Source organism: Photorhabdus aballayi, assembly GCF_026153155.1.
Taxonomy (GTDB): domain Bacteria; phylum Pseudomonadota; class Gammaproteobacteria; order Enterobacterales; family Enterobacteriaceae; genus Photorhabdus; species Photorhabdus luminescens.
Map to the genome: position 1 here is coordinate 1 of NZ_JAPFCD010000045.1, position 25,863 is coordinate 25,863.

At 39.5% G+C, this 25,863-nt stretch carries 23 protein-coding genes; 18 read left to right on the forward strand and 5 right to left on the reverse strand.

Annotated features, from left to right (window positions below):
- Positions 1-498: 498 nt before the first annotated feature.
- Positions 499-909, forward strand: coding sequence for a hypothetical protein (locus OO184_RS18545; RefSeq protein ID WP_049583463.1), 411 nt, complete (start codon positions 499-501; stop codon positions 907-909).
- A 163-nt stretch (positions 910-1,072) separates the two neighbouring features.
- On the opposite strand, the gene OO184_RS18550 is transcribed toward OO184_RS18545, so the two are convergent.
- The gene (locus OO184_RS18550; RefSeq protein ID WP_265380445.1) at positions 1,073-1,636 is read right to left on the reverse strand and encodes an LOG family protein; all 564 of its coding nucleotides are present in this window, start codon (positions 1,634-1,636) and stop codon (positions 1,073-1,075) included.
- 543 nt (positions 1,637-2,179) lie between these two features.
- Here OO184_RS18550 and rhtA point away from each other — a divergent pair.
- The 5 genes from rhtA to OO184_RS18575 all read left to right on the forward strand — a co-directional run bounded on the left by rhtA (position 2,180) and on the right by OO184_RS18575 (position 5,451).
- On the forward strand, positions 2,180-3,073 hold the full coding sequence (rhtA, locus tag OO184_RS18555) for a threonine/homoserine exporter RhtA (protein WP_265380446.1): 894 nt from the start codon (positions 2,180-2,182) through the stop codon (positions 3,071-3,073).
- A gap of 292 nt (positions 3,074-3,365) precedes the next feature.
- Entirely contained in the window at positions 3,366-3,872 is a 507-nt protein-coding gene (gene dps, locus OO184_RS18560) for a DNA starvation/stationary phase protection protein Dps (protein ID WP_265380447.1), read from the forward strand.
- A 342-nt stretch (positions 3,873-4,214) separates the two neighbouring features.
- Positions 4,215-4,436, forward strand: coding sequence for an alkylphosphonate utilization protein (locus tag OO184_RS18565; protein ID WP_265380448.1), 222 nt, complete (start codon positions 4,215-4,217; stop codon positions 4,434-4,436).
- A 383-nt stretch (positions 4,437-4,819) separates the two neighbouring features.
- On the forward strand, positions 4,820-5,137 hold the full coding sequence (locus OO184_RS18570) for a type II toxin-antitoxin system RelE/ParE family toxin (protein WP_265380449.1): 318 nt from the start codon (positions 4,820-4,822) through the stop codon (positions 5,135-5,137).
- Between the two features lie 2 nt (positions 5,138-5,139).
- Entirely contained in the window at positions 5,140-5,451 is a 312-nt protein-coding gene (locus OO184_RS18575; RefSeq protein WP_176692813.1) for an addiction module antidote protein, read from the forward strand.
- Between the two features lie 119 nt (positions 5,452-5,570).
- Here the strand turns inward: OO184_RS18575 and dinG are convergent, their stop codons facing one another.
- Complete coding sequence (gene dinG, locus OO184_RS18580) at positions 5,571-7,718, reverse strand: ATP-dependent DNA helicase DinG (protein ID WP_265380450.1); 2,148 nt, start codon at positions 7,716-7,718, stop codon at positions 5,571-5,573.
- 294 nt (positions 7,719-8,012) lie between these two features.
- Between dinG and OO184_RS18585 the strand changes: the two genes are divergently transcribed.
- The 7 genes from OO184_RS18585 (at position 8,013) to OO184_RS18615 (ending at position 16,613) form a co-directional block, all read left to right on the forward strand.
- The gene (locus OO184_RS18585; protein WP_265380451.1) at positions 8,013-8,174 is read left to right on the forward strand and encodes a hypothetical protein; all 162 of its coding nucleotides are present in this window, start codon (positions 8,013-8,015) and stop codon (positions 8,172-8,174) included.
- Positions 8,175-8,236: 62 nt separating this feature from the next.
- Positions 8,237-9,073, forward strand: a complete 837-nt coding sequence (sseA, locus tag OO184_RS18590; RefSeq protein ID WP_265380452.1) for a 3-mercaptopyruvate sulfurtransferase — start codon at positions 8,237-8,239, stop codon at positions 9,071-9,073.
- A gap of 621 nt (positions 9,074-9,694) precedes the next feature.
- Positions 9,695-10,801, forward strand: a complete 1,107-nt coding sequence (locus OO184_RS18595) for a lipase family protein (RefSeq protein WP_265380453.1) — start codon at positions 9,695-9,697, stop codon at positions 10,799-10,801.
- A gap of 498 nt (positions 10,802-11,299) precedes the next feature.
- Complete coding sequence (locus tag OO184_RS18600; RefSeq protein WP_265380454.1) at positions 11,300-12,418, forward strand: lipase family protein; 1,119 nt, start codon at positions 11,300-11,302, stop codon at positions 12,416-12,418.
- A 514-nt stretch (positions 12,419-12,932) separates the two neighbouring features.
- Positions 12,933-14,042 carry a lipase family protein gene (locus OO184_RS18605; protein WP_265380455.1) on the forward strand — a complete coding sequence of 370 codons (1,110 nt, stop codon included), beginning with the start codon at positions 12,933-12,935 and terminating at the stop codon, positions 14,040-14,042.
- A gap of 700 nt (positions 14,043-14,742) precedes the next feature.
- Positions 14,743-15,855: a lipase family protein gene (locus OO184_RS18610; RefSeq protein WP_265380456.1), complete on the forward strand. Its 1,113-nt coding sequence runs from the start codon at positions 14,743-14,745 to the stop codon at positions 15,853-15,855.
- Between the two features lie 203 nt (positions 15,856-16,058).
- A complete protein-coding gene (locus OO184_RS18615) occupies positions 16,059-16,613 on the forward strand; it encodes a GNAT family N-acetyltransferase (protein WP_265380457.1) in 555 nt (184 codons plus the stop codon).
- A gap of 91 nt (positions 16,614-16,704) precedes the next feature.
- On the opposite strand, the gene dusC is transcribed toward OO184_RS18615, so the two are convergent.
- Together dusC and rhlE are read right to left on the reverse strand one after the other, a co-directional pair.
- Complete coding sequence (gene dusC / locus OO184_RS18620; RefSeq protein ID WP_265380458.1) at positions 16,705-17,646, reverse strand: tRNA dihydrouridine(16) synthase DusC; 942 nt, start codon at positions 17,644-17,646, stop codon at positions 16,705-16,707.
- A gap of 3 nt (positions 17,647-17,649) precedes the next feature.
- Complete coding sequence (gene rhlE / locus OO184_RS18625; RefSeq protein ID WP_265380459.1) at positions 17,650-18,936, reverse strand: ATP-dependent RNA helicase RhlE; 1,287 nt, start codon at positions 18,934-18,936, stop codon at positions 17,650-17,652.
- Between the two features lie 302 nt (positions 18,937-19,238).
- Between rhlE and OO184_RS18630 the strand changes: the two genes are divergently transcribed.
- From OO184_RS18630 to OO184_RS18650, 5 genes are read left to right on the forward strand one after another with little or no spacing between them, the layout of a single operon-like run.
- On the forward strand, positions 19,239-19,925 hold the full coding sequence (locus OO184_RS18630) for a transcriptional regulator (protein ID WP_265380460.1): 687 nt from the start codon (positions 19,239-19,241) through the stop codon (positions 19,923-19,925).
- A gap of 16 nt (positions 19,926-19,941) precedes the next feature.
- Positions 19,942-20,934, forward strand: coding sequence for a secretion protein HlyD (gene hlyD, locus OO184_RS18635; protein ID WP_265380461.1), 993 nt, complete (start codon positions 19,942-19,944; stop codon positions 20,932-20,934).
- A gap of 9 nt (positions 20,935-20,943) precedes the next feature.
- A complete protein-coding gene (locus OO184_RS18640; protein ID WP_265380462.1) occupies positions 20,944-22,680 on the forward strand; it encodes an ATP-binding cassette domain-containing protein in 1,737 nt (578 codons plus the stop codon).
- The gene (locus tag OO184_RS18645) at positions 22,677-23,837 is read left to right on the forward strand and encodes an ABC transporter permease (RefSeq protein WP_265380463.1); all 1,161 of its coding nucleotides are present in this window, start codon (positions 22,677-22,679) and stop codon (positions 23,835-23,837) included. Before OO184_RS18640 ends, OO184_RS18645 begins: the two co-directional genes overlap by 4 nt.
- Positions 23,838-23,849: 12 nt before the next feature.
- Entirely contained in the window at positions 23,850-24,956 is a 1,107-nt protein-coding gene (locus OO184_RS18650; protein ID WP_049583482.1) for an ABC transporter permease, read from the forward strand.
- A gap of 66 nt (positions 24,957-25,022) precedes the next feature.
- Here OO184_RS18650 and OO184_RS18655 read toward each other — a convergent pair whose 3' ends face one another.
- Positions 25,023-25,733 (reverse strand): Bax inhibitor-1/YccA family protein, encoded by a 711-nt coding sequence (locus OO184_RS18655; protein ID WP_265380464.1) that lies wholly within the window; start codon positions 25,731-25,733, stop codon positions 25,023-25,025.
- Positions 25,734-25,863 lie beyond the last annotated feature (130 nt).

Here is a 25,863-nt window from a genome sequence, read left to right on the forward strand (position 1 = left end):
CTATTTTTATTTACCATTATAGTTGTTTTATATATTGGTTATTAAAAACATAGACATATTTTATCATTTATATCTACGTTTTTAGGTACAAAAATATAATTAACCGGTTATTATTTTATAATAAAACACAAAGAGTAAAAAAATTGACTTTGATCTGAGAGAAAAGGTATCTTAAAAAACATCGAGGCAAAATAAAGCGTTTTATCTACACCATTTAATAGATAGTTTGTTTTTAATTCTAATATTTTAAAAGGATAAAAATTATTAAAAACGATAATAAAATGGTGGTAACGATAAATAAAAAGACCGAGATATAAAAAAATTGAATTTCAGGAAACATGAAGAAACGGAATTCTAATAAGAAGTACAAATAAGCTATCAAATATAGCTAAGAAAGTTTGTTCCGCCCCAAGTTATTTTATCTAACCATAACAGGTTGAATTAAAATCTTGGAATTTATTAATTATACTTTTAAAATCAATCACAAGAGGTAATACTATGTCAGAGATCGAAGCAATCTCCTTAAAAGCGCCAATCAGCGTTATTGCAAAAGTAACCAACAAATCAATATATAAACTTAAACTTATTCAGGATTCTATCCGTTTGGATCAAGGTGAGTGGACCACTCTTCCTCCTCAAGTAATTAATAGAAGCAATGATAACACTCCTGGAAAAGCTATTTGGAGAAGTGATTCAAACAGCCTGTTAGGTGGTGTTTCAGGACGTTGTACCTATGTATTTGTAGATAACAAAGGCGAAATTTATAGTATCTATATTACATGGAACAATCCTCTGATTGGCAGCAGCAGCTACTCAATCTCAACCGATTATTTAGGTGATGATTTACACTTATCCTATACAGCAGATGGCGGTAACAATCCAATAGTAGAATATATGATTGTAAGCTAATATTTAACCATTAATATTAACAACCATTCCTGTGGTAAAATATTTAAATAAATATTTATGCAACAGGAATGGTTTATTCATTCAGAGAGATAATCCCTTTCCCATCTTAATCAATTATGAATTCTTATCATAATAACACCATTTTTTTATTATAAGACTGCTTTTAATATGTTTTTACAGATGGCGCCCGATAAGTATTAAAACGATCGAGTAAGATGGCAGGATCTTGCTCAATTATTGCCATATGACGATATTTTTCATGCAAGAATTGTTCATCAGCCATTTTATTAATCATGGCAATGAGCGGATCATAAAAGTTATTAATATTAAGAATACCGCAAGGTTTCGTATGTAACCCAATCTGACTCCAGGTAAATACCTCACTGAACTCTTCCAACGTACCAAAGCCACCAGGTAAAGCAACAAAACCATCAGCTAATTCAATCATTTTGTTTTTACGCTGATGCATAGTTTCAACAACGTATAATTCAGTCAGATTTTTATGTGATATTTCCCGTGCTTCCAGTAATGTTGGAATAACACCAATCACTTTCCCGCCCTCTGCCAAAACCGTATTAGCAACAGTTCCCATAATACCCACACTGGCGCCGCCATAAATGAGCGTAAGATTACGTTTAACCAATTCCTTTGCGAAGATAATGACATTTTCTTTATAGATTTCAGATATACCTAGACTTGAACCACAATAAACAGCAATACTTTTCATTATCTTATCTCCTGCCACTTTATCTTCACATGAAAACCAGAATTATACGTTAGTATCACCATCATACAACTCACTTATACCCGTTATCTTTCATGTTGGCTGCACTCGCTCACCCCAGTCACATAGTTATCTATGCTCCCAGGGATTCGCCCTTGCCGTCTCGATGCATCTTGAAATACATAGGGTATATAAAGCTAATACCAAGAAAAACAAAATAAGAATGGTTTTTTCATATTCAATATATTAGCATTAATCATAACTTATATTTAATTATTATGATATGAAATCAAGTATCAACCAGATTGTAGAAAATACCTTCATCACCTATAGCCCCTAAATTATCGACATATTAAAATACAATGTAAATTTATATCAGAATTATATTCCAATAATAAAATTTAATTTCACTATAACCATATAATATGGTCTAATAAATGAAAAATATTTCTCTAAAATTATATTCTCTAAACCTATTGAGTTATCTACGTTTCACTGCGAAAATTATCAGTCAGATCACTTGATTTTAATTGAGGTTTTGCCCGGATGTCTTCTTCCAAGCTCCAAAAGAGTGCCTTTCCATTAATACCTGTAATACTGTTACTGCTTGCCATGACATCAATTCAGAGCGGTGCTTCTCTTGCCAAGACACTATTTCCGGTTATCGGCGCGCCGGGAGTTACCGCACTGCGCCTAGGTATTGGAACTATCATTCTGTTTATTATTTTTAAACCCTGGCGCCTGCGTTTTAGCCGAAAATCAATCATGCCGCTGCTTACATATGGTATTGCTCTTGGTGCAATGAATTATACATTCTATATGGCGCTGACAACTATTCCTTTAGGGATTGCCGTGGCTCTTGAATTCACTGGCCCACTGGCTGTAGCTATGTTCTCATCACGCCGACCAATAGATTTTCTTTGGGTGGCATTGGTTATCGCCGGCTTAGCTTTCCTGTTACCCATTGGCAATAATAATATTGATAGTTTAGATCCTATAGGGATTATTTACGCACTTAGCGCAGGTGTTTGTTGGGCACTGTATATTATTTTCGGCCAACGCGCTGGTGCAGGCTATGGAGCAGCAACTGTGTCTATTGGTTCATTTATCGCTGCTATGATATTTTTCCCTGTCGGTTTGATACAAACAGGGCCAGAACTATTATTCGATATGTCTATTCTCCCTCTGGCGCTGGCAATTGCCATTCTATCTACTGCATTCCCATATACACTGGAAATGATTGCTCTGACTCGTTTACCTGCACAAACATTTGGTACTCTGATGAGCCTTGAACCCGCACTGGGTGCGCTATCCGGTATTGTGTTTCTGAATGAACATTTAACTATGACTCAATGGCTAGCGCTGTTCTGTATTATTTTCGCCTCTATCGGTTCTACATCAACGATAAAAGGAAAACCTAAAATCACCTCAGTCGATTAATCATTTCATTTAATCGAGATAATAAAGAAAACCGGAGTAATAAAATCATTCTCCGGTTTTTTATAAATAAAAAAGTTATCATTCATGATTAAATGCCTTACATAGATTCACCTAATAAATTATTATATTTTTCAATATTATCCTAAAAATTTCATGATAAATATTTTCCTATAAAAATGAACTATTGATTTAATAGGAATAAGCTATATGATTTAAAATTGGTATCGAGTTACATTCATCTCATCAATAAAAATCTTATTATTAACACCTTCAACACCAAGGGAAAATTATTATGGAAACAGCTAAATTAGTCAAATCAGGGACATCCACGCTACTTTATACTCGTAATGATATCGATGATGATATTAAACAGGAAACAACTGAAATTCTAAATCACATGGTGATCCAATTTATTGATCTTTCGCTACTTACTAAACAAGCACATTGGAACATGCGCGGCAGAAATTTCATTTCCGTCCATGAAATGCTGGATACCTTTCGCGCCACAATTACTGAACATACAGATACTTTCGCCGAAAGAGTCGTACAACTTGGTGGAATAGCTCTCGGCACCGTACAAGAAGTTAATAGGAACACAATGCTGAAAAGCTATCCAACAAATATCCATGACGTGCAGGATCATCTAAAAGCATTAGCCGACCGTTATGCTGTTGTCGCTAATGATATTCGTAAAGCGATGGATGAAGTTGAGGATGAAAACACCGCAGATATGTTAACCGCCGCCTCCCGTGATCTCGACAAATTCTTATGGTTTATTGAAGCAAGCGTTGAGCAGTAAAATATAAAGAGCCGTCATATTAAGAGCTCTAAAACTTGCAGGCTCCTGTTAACAACGGGGGCCTGTTTATATTAGCCTTTCATCACCCAATATCCGATACGGCAAAACATCATAAAATGCCCTCCACATGGACGAATTTATACCTAATAGATTTCGAGTTGCAGCGCGGCGGCAAGTGAACGAATCCCCAGGAGCATAGATAACGATGTGACTGGGGTGAGTGAAAGCAGCCAACAAAGAGGCAACTTGAAAGATAACGGGTATAACCATATTCTTTAAAAATCAGCACAAATTGTCTATAATCCACACTTATTTTCAGAAATAACTTGAGGAAATAATAAAATGGATAACGACGTAAAAGACAGTAATGGCACCTTACTTAATGATGGCGATTCTGTACAGGTCATCAAGGATTTAAAAGTAAAAGGCACATCAGCAACGTTAAAGCGCGGCACTTTGATTAAAAATATCCGTCTTACTCATCGTGAAGATGAAGTCGAATGTAACACAGATAAAATCAGAGGATTAGTATTGAAAACCTGTTTTCTGAAAAAAGTAGGATAAATCGCCTTTTTTATTAATTATACCCAATGGATTTCAAGATGCATCGCGACGGCAAGGGAGCGAATCCCCGGGAGCATAGATAACTATGTGACCGGGGTGAGTGAGTGCAGCCAACAAAGAGGCAACTTGAAAGATGACGGGTATATATTTACCAAATTAGCCGCCCCTATAAAGAGGGTGGCATTTTTTGCTAAGAGTGAAAATAAATCCCGATTTTGGGTAGATTTATTTCTATACTTATAACTATCGTTTAAATCAAAAAAAGAATTGCAGCCACATCAACAGAGATGTCTGGCTATTCTTATGGTACTTATTATGGGGATATCATTAATACTCCCCAGCTATATTGACAGCATTGTAGCTTTAAGGCTACAGTACGCCAAATGAATACGATTAAACATTACCTCACTCCCGATAAACGGGATCTGTACATGGAATTCTTGAAAGGGATTCGTGATCCGATAGCGAAATCAAAAATTTCGTCGCGGGTTAACCGGATGGCTACAGGAAATTTTGGTGATCATAAACCATGCAGAGCAGGCGTCTGGGAGCTTCGTATAGATCAAGGGCCAGGCTACAGGGTTTATTACAGCCAGGTTGGTAATGAGATTATTTTGCTTTTACTGGGGGGTGATAAACGCACCCAAAATGCTGATATAGCACAGGCTATTGAATGCCTAGAAGATTACTTAAAGAGGTGATTATGGCTAAAGCATGTTTACATGATGATGCTATGGTGCAACTTCTCCGCGAAGATCCTGAATTTGCGCGGCATTACCTGCATCAGGCTTTTGTTGATATGGATGAAGAAGGCGGGCAGGAAGCGTTCCTAATGGCATTACGCCACGTAGTAGAGGCGCGTGGAGGAATGGCGCAAATTGCTGACAAAGCAGGCGTTTCTCGTGAGACGCTGTATCGCACACTGTCGCCGAAAGGCAATCCAACACTCAAAACTCTGCGTAGCGTAGTTGCAGCAACAGGATTCCAATTTTCGCATCTTGCTGCAACGACTTAATCCTTGATTGATAGGAATTATAAATCCTAGATGGTACCGAGGTTATTCGTATTATCAGTGCACGAAAAACAGAGCGGATGAGAGGAAACATTATGAGCATAGTTATCGCCTTGCTTCCGCTAAGTGTGAGTTTCAGTTATCTTTTTTATATTGCCAATTTCCGCCTCTGAAATAACCTCCGGCTGTTCAATAGGAAAAACGGGCAGCGCCTGCAATAATCTTGGGCCATACCTTTTGCTCAATAAGCGCCTGTCATAAATCACCACATCACCATAACATTCATGACTACGGATAAGTCTTCCTACTTGCTGAATAAGGCTAAAAGAAGCACTGGGTAAACTCTGCACTTCAAACGGATAACGCTTAAGTGATTTCAACCACTCGCTTTCAGTAATAATGACTGGATTATTCACTGGCGGAAATGAGATTTTTTGAATGTGAACTTGGGACAGATAATCCCCCTTTAAATCCAACCCTTCCGCAAAAGATTGCAATCCAACCAATACGCTACACTGCCCTTCATTAATACGCTGACAATGAGTTTCCACTAACCGATAACGTGGCTGATCCCCCTGCACCAGTAACATCAGACGTAAATCTGTCACATAAGAGAGAAAAATATCCATCGCCCTCTGGCTACTGAACAAAATCAACATACCTTTATGTTGCTGCCTCAGCAATTGAGCCCTGAAATAACACGCCATCTCTTGCAAATGAGCGGCTTCATTATGCAGTGTCGGCTCCAACGACATTTTGGGAATAACCAATTTGCCCTGCCGCATATGATCAAAAGGCGATGACAATGTGACAAAACGGTCGCCTGCTTTTTCAGTTAACCCAGTCAATTCCTGAATACGGGAAAAACTATTCAAGGAACGCAGTGTTGCCGATGTCACAACCACATGAGGAATATTACGCCAAAGCAATTGGTCAAGCTGTTCACTGACTCTGATGCCGGAGCAATGGAAGTAGAGGTGCGATTGATTTTTCTCATAACGGCGCTTAAACCATTTTGATACTGGCGCCCCAGATGACTGTTCCAGCGCTGCTAAACGCCACAACTTAGCCATATTTTCAAAATATCCCAGTGTGCGACTGGTCTGCAAAATAGACCGATGCAATCTGACAATATCCTGTTTAGCCGTTCGCTCAGTTAAATCATTCAGTATCGCTTCTGCCAACCCCCGTAAACCGTCGGTCAGTTTAAATAGCTGCTGGCAGCAAAGTAGCAAGTTATCCGGTAACTTACCCATCTCAAACAGATACTCATCTACTTCATTTTTTTCAGGCAAAAATGCCTGAGTAATAATAGCGAGTTCTTTAAAGCACTCCCGTAGTTTTTCACTGTGTTCATTCAGGCGACTGGCATTAGCTAAGCGTGGTGGCTTTGCCGGATGGAATTGCACCAAATATTGCTCAACATGACGAACAAAGGTATCTAACTGACCATTCAGTTGAAACAGGGTGATTTCCCCCTCAACTTCCAGAGAGTCCCTGGCAACATCCGGTATATGGTGTCCCTCGTCGAGTACCAATAGCAAATTTTTAGCATCAGGGAGTACCGATTCACTCTCTAATGCCGCCATCACTAACGCATGGTTAGCAACCACCACATCTACATTTTCGATCTCACGGCGAGCAATAAAAAATGGGCAACGGTGATAATACTGACAGTTACGCCCCAGACAATTTGCTTTATCCGTACTCACTTTCACCCACAAAGCATCGGACAAAGCCAGTTTATGGTGATCACGCACCCCATCCCAGGCAAAGGTTGTGTAATCACTACGCAACCGACGACACAATTCCCTTTCTTCGCTATTGGCAAGCTCTGTTTTGTCCTCAACCAAAAACATCAGATCGATCTGCTCACTATCAGTTGCACAGATAGCTTCAAGATTGCGTGGGCATACATAACGACCACGACCAAAAGCACCGGTAAATTTCAGATCGGGAATAATTTTGCGCAACAGTGGCAGGTCTTTACTATAAATCTGATCTTGTAAAGCGACATTCGCCGTACTTACAACCAATGGCTTACTTTCCGCTCTACTGATAGCAATGCCAGGCAACAGGTAAGAAAGGGTTTTACCGATGCCGGTTGGCGCCTCAATAACCAAATGGCGCCCTTCCTGATCCGCAAGCGTTTTTGCAACTTCGGCAATCATCTGTCGCTGAGGAGCACGAGAAATAAAACCATTAATATGTTGAGGTAATGCTTTATACCACTGACTTATCTGATTTTTTATTGAATTAGAAAGTGCCATTGAATTCTCTGCCATACAACCGGGGCGCTATTGTCCCACAGAGCAGAAATGAAATCAGCTTCATGTCGAGGCGACAATTGGTCAACTACGTTTGTTATACCTAACAGATTTCGAGTTGCAGCGCGGCGGCAAGTGAACGAATCCCCAAGAGCATAGATAACGATGTGACTGGGGTGAGTGAAAGCAGCCAACAAAGCAGCAACTTGAAAGATGAAGGGTATAAATTGGTGAACACCTTGCCAGCTATCCAGAACGCTATATACTTCCTATTTTCTACAACACCTGAGAACAATAATGAAAAAGTTCCCTATCATTTTCATCGCTATCTTTGCATTTGGTTCAATTGGCGGCGTATTCTTGGCAGGTCTTAATATGTATACCCGCTCAACTACACCGATAGAATCACCAACTAGCCAACAGCAAGAAGCCAACACAGCACCGATACAACAACAATAACGGGCCGTGACACTCATTTTATCTTTGTATCCAATTCATCTTCGTGTCTAGTGAGGAACCTCATGAATAACGCATACTTTGTCACTCCACAATGGTTAAAAGATCATCTTAATGATGAGAATATCGTCATCCTTGATGCGACTGCCCCACCACCACCTCAACAAATTGATTGCCATAAACTTTGGCTGGATACCCACATCCCCGGCGCCCAATTTTTTGATTTAGACAAAGTTGCCAATCATCAAAGTGGATTGCCTCATATGCTGCCCGATCCGCAAACTTTCAGCCAGGCTGTTGGCGCAATGGGCATCAGTGAAAATCATTTAGTCGTGATTTATGACCAAGGAAATATGTTCTCTGCCCCCCGCGCATGGTGGACATTTAAGATATTCGGCAGCCATAACGTCCGTATTCTTGATGGCGGTTTACAAGGCTGGCAACAGGCAGGATTACCAACAGAATCAGGTGAAGTGCAACGCAATCCTCAAATCTTTAGTACCGATTTCGATGCCGATAAAGTGAAATCCCTAGAACACATTTTGGCTTCACTAAATGATCCACAAATCCAAATTGTCGATGCCAGAGCAACGGATCGTTTTCAAGCTAAAGCACCAGAACCACGCCCTGGATTAAGAATGGGCCATATTCCCGGTAGTAAAAACGTTCCGTGGAACATGTTAGTAGAAAATGGTCACTTTAAATCGGCAAATGAAATTACAGATATTTTTCATAAACAAGATGTCGATTTAAACAAACCGGTTATCGCCAGTTGTGGATCAGGTATGACCGCTGCCGTTTTGGTACTGGGTTTAGATATCATCGGCAAGCAAGATGTTTATTTATATGACGGCTCATGGGCTGAATGGGGAGCAGATGATGCTCTGCCACTTGAAAAATAATTAAACGCCATAGGGCATATTTACTTTATGCCCTTTAATTATTCAATATATACAAATATACCCGTCATCTTTCAAGTTGTCTCTTTGTTGGCTGCACTCACTCACCCCGGTCACAGAGTTATCTATGCTCCCGGGGATTCGTTCCTTTGCCGTCGCGATGCATCTTGAAATCCATAGGGTATAGATATATCTTTCGATCATCAGATAGCAGCCAATCAAATAACACCCATATCGTTATATTTCACAATCCCATTTATTAATTTAATTATCCATTCATCAATCAATATTATTTTTTATCAATCATAGTTACATAAAATAATGAAATAAATATATTTGTAAATTTAAATATTATTATTATTAACTTAAAATTCGATTCTGTTTTTTATTTAAAAATAAGATTAAGCTACTATTCCAATAGGAGCTAATATTGCAAGCCATTCTTATCAATAAATCGTGAGCATGAAGTAACAGTGAAGAGATAAACACCACGATGGGTTTAGAATCTTTACGACAAAGCAAGAAAAATAAAACATTCTAATGCACTAAGTACTGAAAAGTTGAATATTAATGTTTTACCAAAGCACAATATCAACATTTATATCATAAAAATGGAGAGTAAAAATGACCATTTCTCTTAAAGATCAAAGAATAAATCTCGCGCTCAGCTTTATCAGTGGTGCAGGAAGTATAATAAGCGAAAAACCAGAACCAGCTATGGTTGCGGAAAACATTCAAGCATCATTGGAAAAGAGCAAAGTCACTGCCAATAGATTCTCTATTATTTGGGGACCCGCTGTTTTTCGTGTTGATAATGGAAAAAACAGCAAAGATAATAAGGACGACCACGTTTTATTCATTGTGAAAAATCGCAAAATTCCCCACGATTATCGCATCGTTATCCGTGGATCATGGTCTGATGTTAACTGGCAGGTTGAAAACTTTGCTGTACACGAAACTGTAAATTGGTCACTTTGGGATCAAAACATTCCTGAAGAGTTTAAAGACGCTAAGATCTCTTATGGAACCCACATAGCATTAAACTATATTGTTAATCAAGTAAAAAGTAACAATATTCCTGGTCATGGAGAATCACTCATTGAAGCAATTGATAAAATTGCTTCGGAAAAAGGCATACATAATATTACCGTCACCGGACACAGTTTGGGTGGTATTCTCGCTTCTACCCTTGGATTATATTTAAAACGCTTATACCTTAATAAGGGTAACAACAATATTCGTATTCATGTTTGCTCTTTTGCCAGCCCAAATACCGGTAATGACATTTTTGCCTCTTACATTAAATCTGTTTTTAACCACTCGTCAGCAACTAGCTATAAGAGCCATTTCTTAAGGGTTCATAATCAAAAAGATGTCATTTCCCTCATCTGGAACCTGGATGGATTAGCAAAGATTCCGACTATCTATGAGCCATTAATTAAATTAGATGAGAAATTAATTAACAGATTTAAAAAGATTGTTCTGCTTGTGAAAGATAAGGGTTATACCAAACTTACGCCAGATTTATCTTTTACAGCACCTATTTTAAAATTAGATCTCAATAAGCAAGTTGTTTTTCAACATATTAAAGCCTATGCCAATCAATATGGCATGAATTTAGTGGAAGTTAATGACGGTACTCAACCACCTATTGATGATCTTGTGGTTATTAATAGTAATCTATCTCAAGATATTGTCGCTTATTTCTTACAGATACCTCTGCCTGAATGACAATATTAATGTCGTATAAATTGATTATGCTTTCTCTATATTTTATCTAAATTTAATGGAGCCTTATTACAAAGGCTCCATTAAACGACAATTATTTAAATATAATAATTAAGTCACTTTTTTCATATATCACTAGAATATCACCGATTTATAATCATTCCCAACAAAATTATTCACAGAGATAATTTCAAAGCTATTTACCTATTGCTACAATTAAATAATAGACATAATCCCAAAAAATATAAATAATATTTACATGTGATTATTTAATATATAATTCTGATCGTTTACTTTTAATTTCAAAATAAATAATTTATATTTTTGTTAAATAAAATAATATCAAAAAACCTATGTACTTATTTGACATATTTGAAAGTTATTATTAACTTTAAGTTAAATTCTGTTTTTGTCAAAATGGAAGAGCAGCAGAATTAAATCTTGATATTTAAACCAATACTTCGCATTAACACTGATAACATGAAAAAATAGGGAGTAAAAATGACTATTTCTCGTGAAGATCAAAAAATAAATCTCGCGCTCAGCCTCGTTATTAACTCTGGAGGTATAAGAACTATCAAACCAGAACCGGGCATCGTTTCGGAAAATATCCAAAGATCGTTAGACAGCAGTAAAGCAACAGCCAATAAATTCACTATCATCTGGGGCCCCGCAGTGTTTCGCGTTGGTGACATTAATGCGAAAAAAAGCGTTATAGATAAAAAAGATGATCATGTTCTATTCATTGCGCAAAATCGCCATGACCCAAATGACTATCGTGTGGTCATTAGGGGATCATGGTCCGATATTAACTGGCTCAATGAAGATATTATTGTCTGTAACACGCAAGATTGGGCACGATGGGATTCACGATCACCTGAAAATGCCAAGATAGCCTATGGAACTGATATGGCATTGGGCTACATTATTAATCAAATAAAAAGCAATAACCCTCCCGGTTATGGAGAATCGCTCACTGATGCCATTGATAAAATTGCCCTGAAAGAAGGGATACAAAACATTACTATTACAGGACATAGTTTGGGAGGCATACTCTCTTCTACCATTGGTTTATATTTAAAGAGACGGTACTTTGATAAAGGAAATAATAATATTCGGATTAATGTTTGTGCTTTTGCAGGCCCAACGGCTGGTAACGATATTTTCGCATCCTATTCTGAATCTATTTTCAATGACATATCAGTAGTCGGTTATAAAAGTCATTTTCTGAGAATTCATAATAGCATAGATGTCGTTCCTCTGGCTTGGAACACAAAAGATTTGGAAAAAATTAAAGCTATCTATCCAGTGTTAACTGTAACAATTAATGCTCTTATCCTCTCTGTCCTTGATAAGAATTACACGCAAATTTTCCCAGATTTCCCTATTCATTCACAGATTCCAATATCACCAATAATGTTATTTGACGATTTACTGATTAATATTGTCAATCAACATATTCATGCCTATACCAAAGAGTATGGCATGAGTTTTATCACCGTTGATGATAATTCAACTATACCAACTGATTACGATATTGTTGTAGTCAATGATAGCCTATTCGGAAGTATCATTGATCTCTTCAAATTTCTAACCAAAGGTAAAATCAGTATTACATAATTTTATATTATTATGTATATTTCTCGCAGAGTATAAATGGAGCCTTTATTAAAGGTTCCATTCATTACAATAAACTACTTCCCATAATCAGAATGATATCCACAGTCACTTATACCCGTCATCTTTCAAGTTGCCTCTTTGTTGGCTGCACTCGCTCACCCCGGTCACATAGTTATCTATGCTTCCGGGGATTCGCTCCCTTGTCGTCGCGATGCATCTTAAAATACATAGGGTATATATAGCCTTTCAAAGATGTAATGATATTTCCATGTAATTATTTGGAACATCATTTTTATCACCTAGTTTTAATTTCGTAATAAATAATTTACATGTTGCCAAACAAAATAATATTAAAAAATTCTTTGCACACATTTGACAGATTTAAAATTCATTATTAAATTTAAAATTAACTATGTTTTTTATTTAGCCGGAAAATTTTAAAAATCAAACCTTAATTTTTCATCCCAAATATCAGATCAATATTTATCATATGAAAAAATTGGAGGGAGTAAAAATGACTATATCTCTTGAAGAGCAAAAATTAAATCTCGCGTTAAGCCTTATTATTAATTCTGGAGAAATTTCTGACAAACCAGACAAAATAAACACCATCAAGTGTGATATTAATAAATCACTTAAAAACAGTAAGACAACGGCAGATAAATTTTCTATCGTTTGGGGACCGGAAGTGTTCCGTATTGATGAAAAGCATCACGATAAAAAATATGATCACGTTGTAATGATTGTGCAAAATACCGACAATTCAAGTGATTATCGCCTTGTCATTCGGGGAACCTGGTCCAGAATTAACGAGCTTGATGAAGATCTTCTTGTAGCGACAACTGTAGACTGGTCAAATTGGGACACAAATATCCCTAAAGAATTTAAAGACGCTAAGATCTCCTATGGAACAGACTTAGCATTAAAGTCTCTTATTAATGGCAAGCCTCTTAATAAGGATAGTGTATCACTAATTGATGAAATTGATAGAATTACCACAGAAGAAGGGAAAGATAAGATACTGAATATTACCGTCACAGGGCACAGTTTGGGCGGCTTATTGGCTTCTACTATTGGTTTATATTTGAAGAGACGATATCTTGATAAAGGAAACGATAATATTCGTATTCAAATATGTACCTTTGCAGCTCCAACTGCCGGTAATAATATTTTCGCATCCTATTCTGAGTCTGTCTTTAGCGGAACATTAATGCATAGTTATTACGAAAGCAACTTTCTGAGAATTCATAATAATCATGATATCGTTCCCTTAGCATGGGCTATAAAAGATTTAAAGAAAATTAAAGCTATCTATCCACATCTGGCAATCAAAATACTTGTCGATGCTGTTATTCTCTCTGTCCTCGATAAAAATTATACCCAGCTCTTTCCAGATTACTATTTTACTACAAAGATTCCAGACTCTATTCACGGCTTATTTGATAAGATAGGTTATCAACACATTGATGCATATCCCAGAGGGTATGGCATGAGTTTCACTCGAATTGATAATAGTCCAGAGATACCGACTTGTTACGATATAGTTGTGGTTAATGATAGCCTATCCGAAAGTATTATTAATCTCTTCAAGTTTCTGACTAAGGATAAAATCGACATTACATAATTTTATTTTATTATGTATATATTTGATTTAAATGGAACCTTTATTAAAGGTTCCATTCATTGCAATAAGTTATACCCGTCATCTTTCAAGTTGCCTCTTTGTTGGCTGCGCTCACTCACCCCGGTCACATAGTTCGCTATGCTCCCGGGGATTCGCTCCCTTGCCGTCGCGATGCATCTTGAAATCCATTGGGTATATACCCGTTATCTTTCAAGTTGCCTCTTTGTTAGCTGCACTCACTCACCCCGGTCACATAGTTATCTATGCGCCCGGGGATTCGCTCCTTTGCCGTCGCGATGCATCTTGAAATCCATTGGGTATAATTGAATAGAGTAAATAAATTATTTTTCTTACCTATAACTAATTACAGTAATTCACTATCACTTACTTTTTAGATATCAATATAAACTATTATCCATAGATAATAATATATCTATGCCCTTCACGTTACATTCCCAATGGCTAATATAATCTTACAAAACCATAGCATAATTTTTATCGGTTATTTTAAAGTTCACAATAGATAATTTATTTTGTTAAATAAAATAACTTTAAAAAATTATATACTCTCTTTTAACAGATTTAAAGATGATTATTAACTTTGACTCTGTTATTTAAATAAAAACCCAAAGTATTGATCATTGGTGTTTAAGCTAATACATCAGATCAGCATTCACTATATTAAAAATTGGAAACAAAAATGACAATTTCTCTTGAAGATCAAAAAATAAATCTTGCGTTAGGCCTGATTATTAACTCGGGGAGTATAATAACAAATCAACCAGAACCCGCTATCGTTTCAGAAAATATTCAAAAATCATTAGCAAGTAGTAAAGCAACAGCAAATAGATTCTCTATCGTTTGGGGACCTGCTGTTTTTCGTGTCGGTAGTGTTGATGTTAATAAGAAAAAGAGCGTTTCAGATAAAAAAGATGATCACGTTTTATTCATTGTGAAAGATCTCAATAATCCAAACGATTATCGAATTGTTATTCGCGGATCATGGTCTGCTGTTAACTGGTTTGATGAGAATTTCAATGTAGGCACAACTGAAAACTGGTCAATTTGGGATTCAAAAGCCCCCAAAGATGCTAAAATTTCAAAAGGAACCCATATAACTTTAGACTATATTGTCAACCAAATAAAGAGCAATAACCCTGCTGGTTATGGTGAATCATTGATTGAAGCAGTTGATAAAATTGCTCTGGAAGAAGGTATACATAATATTACCCTTACAGGGCACAGTTTAGGCGGTGTGATGGCCTCTACGCTTGGTCTGTATTTAAAGAGACGTTATATTGATAAAGGAAACAATAATATTCGTATTCATGTTTCCTCCTTTGCTGCCCCAACTGCCGGTAACGATGTTTTTGCATCCTATAGTGAATCTGTTTTTAATGGGACATTACTGTCTAGCTATAAAAGTAATTTTCTCCGCATCCACAATCGTAAAGATATCGTTACCCTAGCCTGGAGTGTAAAAGGATTAGAAGAAATTAAGGTTCTCTATCCAATATCAACTTTAATCGTTAACGGTTTTATCTCAGTCGTGAAGGATAAGAATTACACTCAACTTACGCCAGATTTACCTTTTACTGCACCTGACTTAAAACCTTCTCAAGGTTTAATTGAAAAACTCGTATCTCAACACATTGATGCTTATGCCAAAGAGTATGGCATGAGTTTTATTGTAGTTAATGATCGTACTAATCCACCGACTAATTACGACATTGTTGTGATTAACGATGGTCAATCTCGCAATATCAGAAATGTCCTCTCATCTATCATTCAAGACGAAGATAATACCTGTTAATTTTATCACATTGAATCTTTTTATAACTTAACCAAAATGGAACCTTGATTAAAGGTTCCATTCTTTTCCCAATATGCCAAAATCATTCATAGTCACCATCATCACATCAATTAAAATTTCTTTGACAAAAATATCACGCAATGATAATGAATCCATCATCATCTGACTTTTTATAAACCAAAACATGACAAAAAGAAGCCAAAATGAAACCCAAAAAGCTAGAAACCAGAAGATTAATATTACATCCTTTAGAAAGTAAGGATTATATACAAATTCAAAAGATCTTTCCTCAGTGGGAAATTGTTCGTTATCTGACAGCAAGCACCCCGTGGCCCTACCCAGATGATGGCGCCTTGGAATATATAAATAAGATCGCGCTACCATCAATGGCAGAAGGAAATGCATGGTTTTGGACTATAAGAAAGAAGGATGATCCATCAATAATAATAGGAATGATATCTCTATATGATCAAGAAAATAATAATAGAGGTTTCTGGCTAGACCCACAATGGCATGGAAACGGGTTTATGACCGAAGCAGTCCAAGTAGTCACTGATTTTTGGTTTAATACCTTAAATCGCAAAGTACTCAGAGCGCCAAAATCCAGTGACAATATCGCTTCAAGGAAAATATCAATTAAAAGTGGTATGCGATTAATAAAGCTAGAGAATAAAGACTTTGTTAGCGGAAGAATGCTCTCGGAAACGTGGGAAATAACCCACGATGAGTGGAATAAAAATAATCCTCAAAAAGAGTAACTACCTTGCATATTTATGGGCATGCTTTTGTTTAAGCACTGCCCAAGTTCGCTCTTTATGGCAAATAAAATAGCCCTATTGGGATAGGTAGTTAATCACCCGTCACACCAGAGATAACATGTGCTATCTCAACAGACGTTTTTAACTTTCTTATCTTTTCAAACAGAGTTGTTGCTTCTTCATATTCTTTACGCAAATAACCAAGCCACTGTTTAATCCGAGCAACATGATATTGCCCGGTATCACCCTGCTTTTCCAACCGAATATATTTTTGCAATAGTTGAACAATGTCCTGCCAGCACATTTTTGGTTCGTTATATTTCACCACTCGGCTCAAATTAGGAACATGAAGCGCCCCCCGCCCAATCATGATTGCCTCACAACCTGTCACACTCAGGCAATCCTGCGCGCTTTGCCAATCCCAAATCTCACCATTGGCGATAACCGGAATAGAAAGACGCTGGCGAATTTCACCAATCGCTTGCCAGTTAATACGCTCCGCTTTGTAGCCATCCTCTTTGGTTCGCCCATGAACCGTAATTTCGGTCGCGCCTGCCTGTTGTACCGCATCGGCAATTTCGAATTGCCGATCGCCACTATCCCAACCCAAGCGAACCTTAACCGTCACGGGCAAATGAGCAGGCACCGCTTCACGTATCGCTTTTGCCCCCTGATAAATCAGTTCAGGATCTTTCAGCAACGTTGCCCCGCCACCGCTACCATTAACCGTTTTTGACGGGCAACCGCAATTTAAATCAATGCCATAAGATCCCAATTCAATTGCTCGTGCCGCGTTTTCTGCCAGCCACTGCGGATATTGACCCAAAAGCTGAACCCGTACCAATGTGCCGGACGATGTCCGGCTTTGGTTACGTAATTCAGGACAAATCCGATAAAAAGACTTTACCGGCAATAGGCTATCGACAACCCGTAAAAATTCCGTAATGCACAGATCATACTCATTAATCTCACTCAGCAGTTCCCTGACCAAGGAATCCAGCACACCTTCCATCGGAGCCAGTAAAACCCGCATTCATTAACCTCTAGCGTTAGGCGATTTATGGGATGCATCATGATTGCGATTACGCTGACGTGAAGGTGCGCCAGAACGGCGATGGCTATTTTTCTGCCGATTATCGCCACGTGCCTGACGGCCATTTTGGATAGGTTCAGCCTTAATGGTTGGATCTGGCTCATAACCGGGAATTGCCATACGAGGAATCTCCCGTTTTAGCAAACGCTCAATATCTTTCAACAATTTGTGCTCATCAACACAGACCAAAGAAAGTGCTTGCCCTGTCGCATCTGCCCGACCAGTACGACCGATACGGTGGACATAATCTTCGGCGACATTAGGCAATTCAAAATTCACCACATAAGGCAGTTGATCAATATCCAAACCACGGGCAGCAATATCTGTCGCTACCAGTACTCTGATCCGGCCATCTTTAAAATCAGCCAGCGCACGGGTTCTCGCCCCCTGACTTTTATTACCATGAATGGCAGAAGCTGTTACACCATCTTTATTTAACTGTTCAGCCAAACGGTTGGCGCCATGTTTAGTTCGGGTAAACACTAGAACTTGCTGCCAATTACGGCTGCCGATCAAGAAAGAGAGCAGCTCACCTTTACGCTTTTTATCGACAAAGTGAACAAACTGTTCAATCTGTTCAGAAGCAGAGTTACGACGCGCAACCTCAACACTAATAGGATCATGCAATAATTTATTGGCTAAGTTTTTGATATCGTCAGAGAAAGTGGCAGAAAACAGTAAATTTTGCCGTTTCGGTGGTAATTTATTCAGCACCCGGCGAATATCATGAATAAACCCCATATCCAGCATACGGTCAGCTTCATCTAATACCAGAATTTCTACCCGCGATAAATCAACGGCATTTTGATGCTCAAGATCCAGTAAACGACCCGGTGTTGCGACCAAAATATCCACACCACCCCGCAATTTCATCATCTGAGGGTTAATGCTAACACCCCCAAAAACAACCAGAGAGCGCAATCTGAGGTATTTACTGTAATCACGTACATTTTCACCCACTTGAGCCGCCAATTCACGGGTCGGCGTCAGGATTAATGCTCTAACTGGCCGACGCCCTTTCACCTGAATAGGAGAATCATTTAACCGTTGCAACATGGGTAAGGTAAAACCCGCGGTTTTACCTGTGCCTGTTTGAGCACTCGCTAATAAATCTTTACCCGCTAATACGACAGGAATTGCCTGCTGTTGGATTGGCGTTGGCACTGAATAACCTTGTTCTTCAATGGCACGCAAAATATCAGCACTTAAGCCAAGTGATTCAAAACTCATAAATAAGAAATGCTCCAGACTTCACCATTCCTGAACGCTATTCAGGGGCAGTTTTATGGGAAGAAAATCAGACGTGGTAAAGACCACAAAGGAAAAAACACAAACTGCAATGCTCCATATCTGAATTATTATATCAGATATACTTTCTGAGGGTGCAACTAAAACTACAGCTATTTACCCGGTAATTTTCATGATCCATAACATTTTCATGCAATTTACATTGATTTACTATAAGTATAGAGTTAACCAATGATTGATATTTTGTTTAAGTCTTTTGATTATTTGCAACAGGATTCATGTCCATGTCAGTCAACAACACCCAAACCGCCAGAGGCGAACAAGCTAAACAACAGTTACTCGAAGCAGCCCTTGAAATTTTCGGTAAATCAGGACTAACCGGCGCAACGACTAGGGAAATCGCATTGCGCGCTCAACAGAACATTGCAGCCATAGCCTACTATTTTGGCTCTAAAGAGGGACTTTATCAGGCAGTCGCCCAGTATATTACTGAGACAATCAAGAAGGAGTTCACTCATCTTTTTAAAGAGATTGATGGCTTTTTTTCATCATCAACGACAGGCTCACCGGAAAATATATTGAGATTAATTCATGAAGGATTTCTTGGCGTTAATCGTCTGATGATTGAAAAAGAGAGTATTAATATCAGCCGGATTATGGCCCGAGAACAACTTGCACCAACAGATGCCTATACTCTGATCCATGAACAAGCACTAGTGCCTCTTCATAGCAGGTTAAATAAACTGATTGCCCACTATATCGGCGCCAATGAACATCAACTTTCTACCATGCTCCATACCCATGCATTAATGGGAGAAGTTCTCACTTTCCGCATGGCAAGGGAAACTTTATTACGCCAAACCGGCTGGAATAATATTGGGCCCGAAGAATATAAATTGATTGATCAGATCCTTATCCAGCATATTGATTTATTACTGAATGGACTGAAAAAACATAATTCGAATAAGTAAAATAACAGGGAATATCATGTACAACAAAAAGTTCACACTGGCAATATTAGTGGTCGCGGTTGTTCTTGGCGCTATTTTAGGGAGTTACTATTATCAAGGTAAAAATGATAAAACTCTGACTCTCTATGGCAATGTAGATATACGTACTGTTAATCTTAGTTTCCGAGTCGGTGGTAAACTCGCCAATCTGCAAGTTGATGAAGGCGATACCATTAAGGCTAATCAAGTGATCGGCCAACTGGACAATGGGCCATTTATCAACGCTTTCAATAAAGCGAAAGCCACTCGTGATAGCGCTAAAGCACGTTTGGCTATGATGGAAGAGGGTTATCGCACCGAAGAAATTGCCCAAGTACGTTCGGAAGTTGCACAACGTGAAGCTGCCTGGCATTTCGCTGATAGTTTCCTCAAACGCCAGCAAGGCTTGTGGCAAAGCAAAGTTATTTCAGCCAACGAATTAGATGATGCTAGAACGAATCGTAATCAGGCATTAGCGGCTTTACAAGCAGCAAAAGATAAACTGAACCAGTTCGAAACTGGTTATCGTAAAGAAGAAATTGCAGAAGCCAAAGGCCAGCTTGCTCAAGCCGAAGCGGCGGTTGCGCAGGCTGAATTGGATTTACAAGATACTCAACTGACTTCTCCCTCACCGGGTACTATCCTAACCCGCGCCATTGAACCAGGCACTATGCTGGCAGCAGGCAATACGGTGTTTACGCTTTCTCTAACTGACCCGGTTTGGGTTCGAGCTTATATCAGTGAAAGCTATCTTGGGCAGGCAACCCCCGGACGTGAAATTTTACTCTATACTGACAGCCGCAAAGATAAACCTTATCACGGCAAAATTGGCTTTGTTTCACCCACCGCCGAATTTACGCCAAAAAATGTAGAGACCCCCGATCTACGTACCGATCTAGTCTATCGGTTACGTATTATTGTCACCGATCCGGATGATGCCCTGCGTCAAGGTATGCCTGTCACCCTGCATTTTTCTGATTCAGACAAATAAGGGGCTGTCATGAGCAGCGCTGCATATACGATAAAGTTGGAAAAAGTCGAGAAAACTTTTCCTAACTTGAGTCATCCTGCGGTATCCAGCTTAACCGCTGAAATCTACGGCGGCTCTGTTACCGGCCTTGTAGGGCCGGATGGAGCAGGGAAAACGACGCTGATACGCATGTTAGCTGGCTTACTAAAACCAGATAGTGGTTCTATTGAAATAATGGGGCTTGATCCGATAAAAAATGGCGTACAAGTGCGTTTTGAACTGGGCTATATGCCGCAGAAATTTGGCCTGTACGAAGATCTCACCGTATTAGAAAACCTGAATCTGTATGCGGATCTGCGTGGCGTACTGGGTGATGAACGTAAAAAAACCTATGAGCAATTACTCACGTTTACCGATCTGACCCGTTTTACCGGGCGACTGGCAGGCAAACTTTCAGGCGGTATGAAGCAAAAACTGGGGCTTGCCTGTACTCTGCTCGGCAAACCCAAAGTTCTGTTGCTGGATGAGCCAGGAGTCGGAGTTGACCCAATAGCCCGCCGCGAACTCTGGCGCATGGTTCACGAGCTGGCAGACGATGGCATGCTAATTCTCTGGAGCACTTCTTATCTGGATGAAGCTGAGCAGTGTCGTGATGTCCTATTACTTAATCAAGGAAAGTTGCTCTACAACGGACAGCCGCAAAAATTAACCCAAAAGATGTACGGACGTTCTTTTCTACTTGATACCAAACAGAATTCCCGTAGAAAAACACTGCAACACGCCCTTACCTTGCCACAAGTAACAGATGGCGTGATTCAGGGGAAATATGTTCGTCTTATTCTCAAACCTGATGTCTCCCCGCAACAATTGCTTAACCGACTTGAACTACCAGATACTGAAATTATTAGAGCTGTTCCCCGCTTTGAAGATGCTTTTATCGATTTACTCGGTGGCGGCTCTACCCGTCGTTCGGAACTAGCAGAGATCATGCCGCAGATTGCAGCTAATCCCACAGAAACCGTGATTGAAGCACGGGATTTAACTAAAAAATTTGGCGATTTTGCGGCCACTGACCATGTTGATTTTCAGGTGAAACGCGGAGAGATCTTTGGTCTGCTTGGCCCAAACGGCGCCGGTAAATCCACCACATTTAAAATGATGTGCGGGCTTATGGTACCCACTAGCGGTAAGGCATTGGTATTAGGAATGGATCTTAAAACCAGCTCTGGAAAAGCTCGCCAACATTTAGGTTATATGGCGCAGAAATTTTCTCTGTACGGCAACCTGACGGTTGAACAGAACTTGAAATTCTTTTCCGGCATTTATGGCCTGCAAGGACGCAAACAAAAAGAGAAAATTGACGGCATGATCGACGCTTTCAATCTCAAATCTGTTTTACATCAAACCACCGACGAATTGCCTCTGGGATATAAACAGCGCCTTGCCCTCTCCTGTTCACTGATGCATGAGCCCGATATTCTGTTTCTGGACGAGCCAACTTCTGGCGTCGATCCGCAGATACGACGCGAATTCTGGTTACATATCAACGGCATGGTAGATAAAGGCGTCACCGTTATGGTAACCACCCACTTTATGGATGAAGCCGAATATTGTGACCGAATAGGGCTGGTATTCCGCGGTAAATTGATTGCTGCTGGAACGCCTGATGATTTGAAACAATTGGTTGCTACCGATGAAAATCCTGATCCATCAATGGAACAGGCATTTATTGATCTGGTCATTAATTATGATGAGGAGCCACAATGAATAGCCCAAAGCAACATGCTCCACAGCAAGCTGTCCGCTTCTCTTTGTGGCGATTGAAAGCACTTTGCATAAAAGAGACAAAACAGATCTTACGCGATCCCACCAGCGGATTAATTTCTATTGTCATTCCATTGATTCTGCTATTTATCTTTGGCTATGGTATTAATCTCGACTCCAGTACCGTCCGTCTTGGTATTCTGGTAGAACAACAAAGTAAAGATGCTCGTGAGTTGATACAGGCGTTTGCCGGTTCGCCCTATATTGAACCCAAAATCAGTGATAATCGTCAGCAATTAATTAATATGATGCAATCAGGAGAAATACGTGGACTGGTTGTCATTCCTGTTAATTTCGATACGCAACTTGCCCGCTCCGATGGTAAAGCACAAATTCAGGTGATTACTGACGGTAGTGAACCCAATACCGCAAGCTTTGTACAAAATTATGCCAAAGGAGTATGGCAGATTTGGCTACAACAAAGAGGGCAAGATCAAGGAAACACTGCCAATCCATTGATTGATATGCAAGTCCGTTATTGGTTCAATCCGGCAACCATTAGCCAGCATTTCATCATTCCCGGCGCAATCACCATTATCATCACCGTGGTTGGCGCCATCCTGACATCTTTGGTGGTTGCGCGTGAATGGGAACGCGGTACGATGGAAGCCCTGCTTTCTACTCAAGTTACCCGCACCGAATTACTGCTCTCTAAACTCTTACCTTATCAAGTGCTTGGTTCATTCTCTATGCTGCTCTGTATGCTGGTGGCAGTATTCGTGTTAGATGTACCATACCGAGGCTCGCTGTGGATATTGTCTGCCATCACTAGCCTCTATCTGGCTACCGCCCTTGGTATTGGGCTTTTGATCTCTACGGTGACCCGCAACCAATTTAATGCAGCAATGATAGCGTTGAATGTCGCCTTTCTACCTGCAATTATGCTTTCCGGCTTCATCTTCGAAATAAACAGCATGCCCGCCTTTATTCAGGTAGTGACTTATTTCATCCCGGCTCGTTATTTTGTCAGTAGTTTACATACGCTCTTTCTGGCGGGAAATATCAGCACGGTATTGATGATAAATCTATTATTACTGATCGCCTCCGCTATTGTGTTTATTGGCCTGACTGCATGGAAAACCCAGCGGCGTCTGGATTAAGAAGGAATTAATATGTTTTATCGTCTTTACACCCTGATTATTAAAGAATTGCAGTCTCTACTCAGAGATCCGCAAACACGGGCTATCTTGGTTATGCCGGTTATCTTCCAGATGATCTTATTTCCTCTATCAGCAACCCTTGATGTAACTAACGCGACTATTGCTATTTTTGATGAAGACAAAGGTAAAGCTTCTATTGAGCTCACCCAACGGCTGGCAAAATCAAAAGCATTTCCTGACGTGATATTGCTAAACCATTCACAAGAAATTCAGCCGATAATCGATCACCAGAAAGCCTTATTATTGGTACGCTTCCCACAAGATTTCAGTGCTAAGATCGCCAGCCATGACCCAGTTTCCCTCCAGGTATTGCTGGACGGACGCAATTCTAACAGCGCTCAAATTGCAGCGGGCTATATCCAAGAAATTGTCCTTAACTATCAACAGGAACTGATGGGTAATTTACCAAAAGCCAATAATAGCGAGTTGGTAATCCGCAACTGGTATAACCCCAACTTGGATTACAAATGGTTTGTCGTGCCCTCTTTGGTGGCGCTGATTACCACGGTTGGAATATTAACCGTCACCGCGCTATCAATTGCGCGTGAAAGGGAACAGGGAACGCTGGACCAGCTACTGGTTTCACCTATGACTACCTGGCAGATTTTCATTGGCAAAGCGGTTCCTGCGGTGATTGTCGCTACCTTTCAGGCAACTTTGGTGTTAGCTATTGGTATCTTCTGCTATCAAATCCCCTTTTCGGGTTCACTCACGCTGTTTTACTGCGCCATGCTGATATACAGTTTATCGCTGGTAGGATTTGGCCTGCTAATCTCTTCCCTTTGCTACACCCAACAACAAGCGTTTATTGGCGTATTTGTCTTTATCATGCCCGCCATCTTAATCTCCGGTTATATTTCTCCGGTTGAAAATATGCCCGGATGGTTACAAGATATCACCTGGATTAATCCTATCTGGCACTTTAACGACATCACCAAGCAAATTTATCTCAAAGATGCCGATTTCACGGTTATCTGGAGGAGTCTATGGCCGCTTTTAGCCATTACTGCCACAACCGGTAATCTTGCTTATTGGTTATTTCGGCGGAAGATCGCTTAACAAGAATGACCCTGCATTTTAGCTACGCTTAACGATGCAGGGCGTTTATCAGAAGCAAATTAATGACTAGCGGCGATCGCCAAAAATACGCAATAACATCAAGAACATATTGATAAAGTCTAGATACAGCGTCAAGGCGCCAACAATAGAGAATTTACGCAAATTCTCTTTGTCATTCACATCCAGCTCTTCACCCATCTCTTTCAGCTTCTGAGTGTCATAAGCGGTTAAGCCCGCAAAGATAACGACACCAATGTAGGTTACCGCCCACATCAACGCTGCACTCTTTAACCAGAAGTTAACCAGAGAAGCCAAAATGATGCCGATCAGCCCCATAAACAAGAAGCTGCCAAGGCCATTCAGGCTACGTTTGGTGGTATAACCGTAAACACTTAGCGCGCCAAACATTCCCGCCGTCACGACAAAAGTAGTGGCAATGGAACCACCAGTATATATTTTAAAAATACCGGAAAGCGTTAGCCCAGTCAGCGCTGAGTAGAGCATAAACAACCCAGTAGCTAACGAAGCTCCCATGCGGTTAATCATGCCAGAGAGGACGAAAACCAATCCCAATTGAGCAATAACTAATCCATAGAAAACCACCGAGTTTGAGAAAATATATTCAACAACATTCTGATTTTGTGACACATACCAAGCCACAAATGCGGTTAACAACAGACCACAAGTCATCCAACCATAAACCTGGGCCATATAAGTTTGTAGGCCGGTTCCAGCTTGCTGGATTATCGAACCATTAGAGCGTGGATATCGATCCATGAAGCTTACCTTTATATAACGATATTAAAGACCTGGGCTGTTCAGTATCAACAACCCACTCAAGTTTTATACATTATCATAGAATATAAACAAAACAATTAACTATTCAATAATTACTCATATAGAAATC

Excerpts from the sequence above, each read along its gene's own strand:
- dps (WP_265380447.1), top strand. The coding sequence starts at position 3,366 with ATGGAAACAGCTAAATTAGTCAAATCAGGGACATCCACGCTACTTTAT.
- OO184_RS18630 (WP_265380460.1), top strand. The coding sequence starts at position 19,239 with ATGTCAGTCAACAACACCCAAACCGCCAGAGGCGAACAAGCTAAACAA.
- dinG (WP_265380450.1), bottom strand. The coding sequence starts at position 7,718 with ATGGCACTTTCTAATTCAATAAAAAATCAGATAAGTCAGTGGTATAAA.
- dusC (WP_265380458.1), bottom strand. The coding sequence starts at position 17,646 with ATGCGGGTTTTACTGGCTCCGATGGAAGGTGTGCTGGATTCCTTGGTC.
- hlyD (WP_265380461.1), top strand. The coding sequence starts at position 19,942 with ATGTACAACAAAAAGTTCACACTGGCAATATTAGTGGTCGCGGTTGTT.
- OO184_RS18610 (WP_265380456.1), top strand. The coding sequence starts at position 14,743 with ATGACAATTTCTCTTGAAGATCAAAAAATAAATCTTGCGTTAGGCCTG.
- OO184_RS18650 (WP_049583482.1), top strand. The coding sequence starts at position 23,850 with ATGTTTTATCGTCTTTACACCCTGATTATTAAAGAATTGCAGTCTCTA.
- OO184_RS18570 (WP_265380449.1), top strand. The coding sequence starts at position 4,820 with ATGAATACGATTAAACATTACCTCACTCCCGATAAACGGGATCTGTAC.
- OO184_RS18655 (WP_265380464.1), bottom strand. The coding sequence starts at position 25,733 with ATGGATCGATATCCACGCTCTAATGGTTCGATAATCCAGCAAGCTGGA.
- OO184_RS18585 (WP_265380451.1), top strand. The coding sequence starts at position 8,013 with ATGAAAAAGTTCCCTATCATTTTCATCGCTATCTTTGCATTTGGTTCA.
- OO184_RS18595 (WP_265380453.1), top strand. The coding sequence starts at position 9,695 with ATGACCATTTCTCTTAAAGATCAAAGAATAAATCTCGCGCTCAGCTTT.
- OO184_RS18550 (WP_265380445.1), bottom strand. The coding sequence starts at position 1,636 with ATGAAAAGTATTGCTGTTTATTGTGGTTCAAGTCTAGGTATATCTGAA.
- OO184_RS18640 (WP_265380462.1), top strand. The coding sequence starts at position 20,944 with ATGAGCAGCGCTGCATATACGATAAAGTTGGAAAAAGTCGAGAAAACT.
- OO184_RS18605 (WP_265380455.1), top strand. The coding sequence starts at position 12,933 with ATGACTATATCTCTTGAAGAGCAAAAATTAAATCTCGCGTTAAGCCTT.
- OO184_RS18565 (WP_265380448.1), top strand. The coding sequence starts at position 4,215 with ATGGATAACGACGTAAAAGACAGTAATGGCACCTTACTTAATGATGGC.
- rhtA (WP_265380446.1), top strand. The coding sequence starts at position 2,180 with ATGTCTTCTTCCAAGCTCCAAAAGAGTGCCTTTCCATTAATACCTGTA.
- OO184_RS18575 (WP_176692813.1), top strand. The coding sequence starts at position 5,140 with ATGGCTAAAGCATGTTTACATGATGATGCTATGGTGCAACTTCTCCGC.
- OO184_RS18600 (WP_265380454.1), top strand. The coding sequence starts at position 11,300 with ATGACTATTTCTCGTGAAGATCAAAAAATAAATCTCGCGCTCAGCCTC.
- OO184_RS18645 (WP_265380463.1), top strand. The coding sequence starts at position 22,677 with ATGAATAGCCCAAAGCAACATGCTCCACAGCAAGCTGTCCGCTTCTCT.
- OO184_RS18615 (WP_265380457.1), top strand. The coding sequence starts at position 16,059 with ATGAAACCCAAAAAGCTAGAAACCAGAAGATTAATATTACATCCTTTA.
- OO184_RS18545 (WP_049583463.1), top strand. The coding sequence starts at position 499 with ATGTCAGAGATCGAAGCAATCTCCTTAAAAGCGCCAATCAGCGTTATT.
- sseA (WP_265380452.1), top strand. The coding sequence starts at position 8,237 with ATGAATAACGCATACTTTGTCACTCCACAATGGTTAAAAGATCATCTT.
- rhlE (WP_265380459.1), bottom strand. The coding sequence starts at position 18,936 with ATGAGTTTTGAATCACTTGGCTTAAGTGCTGATATTTTGCGTGCCATT.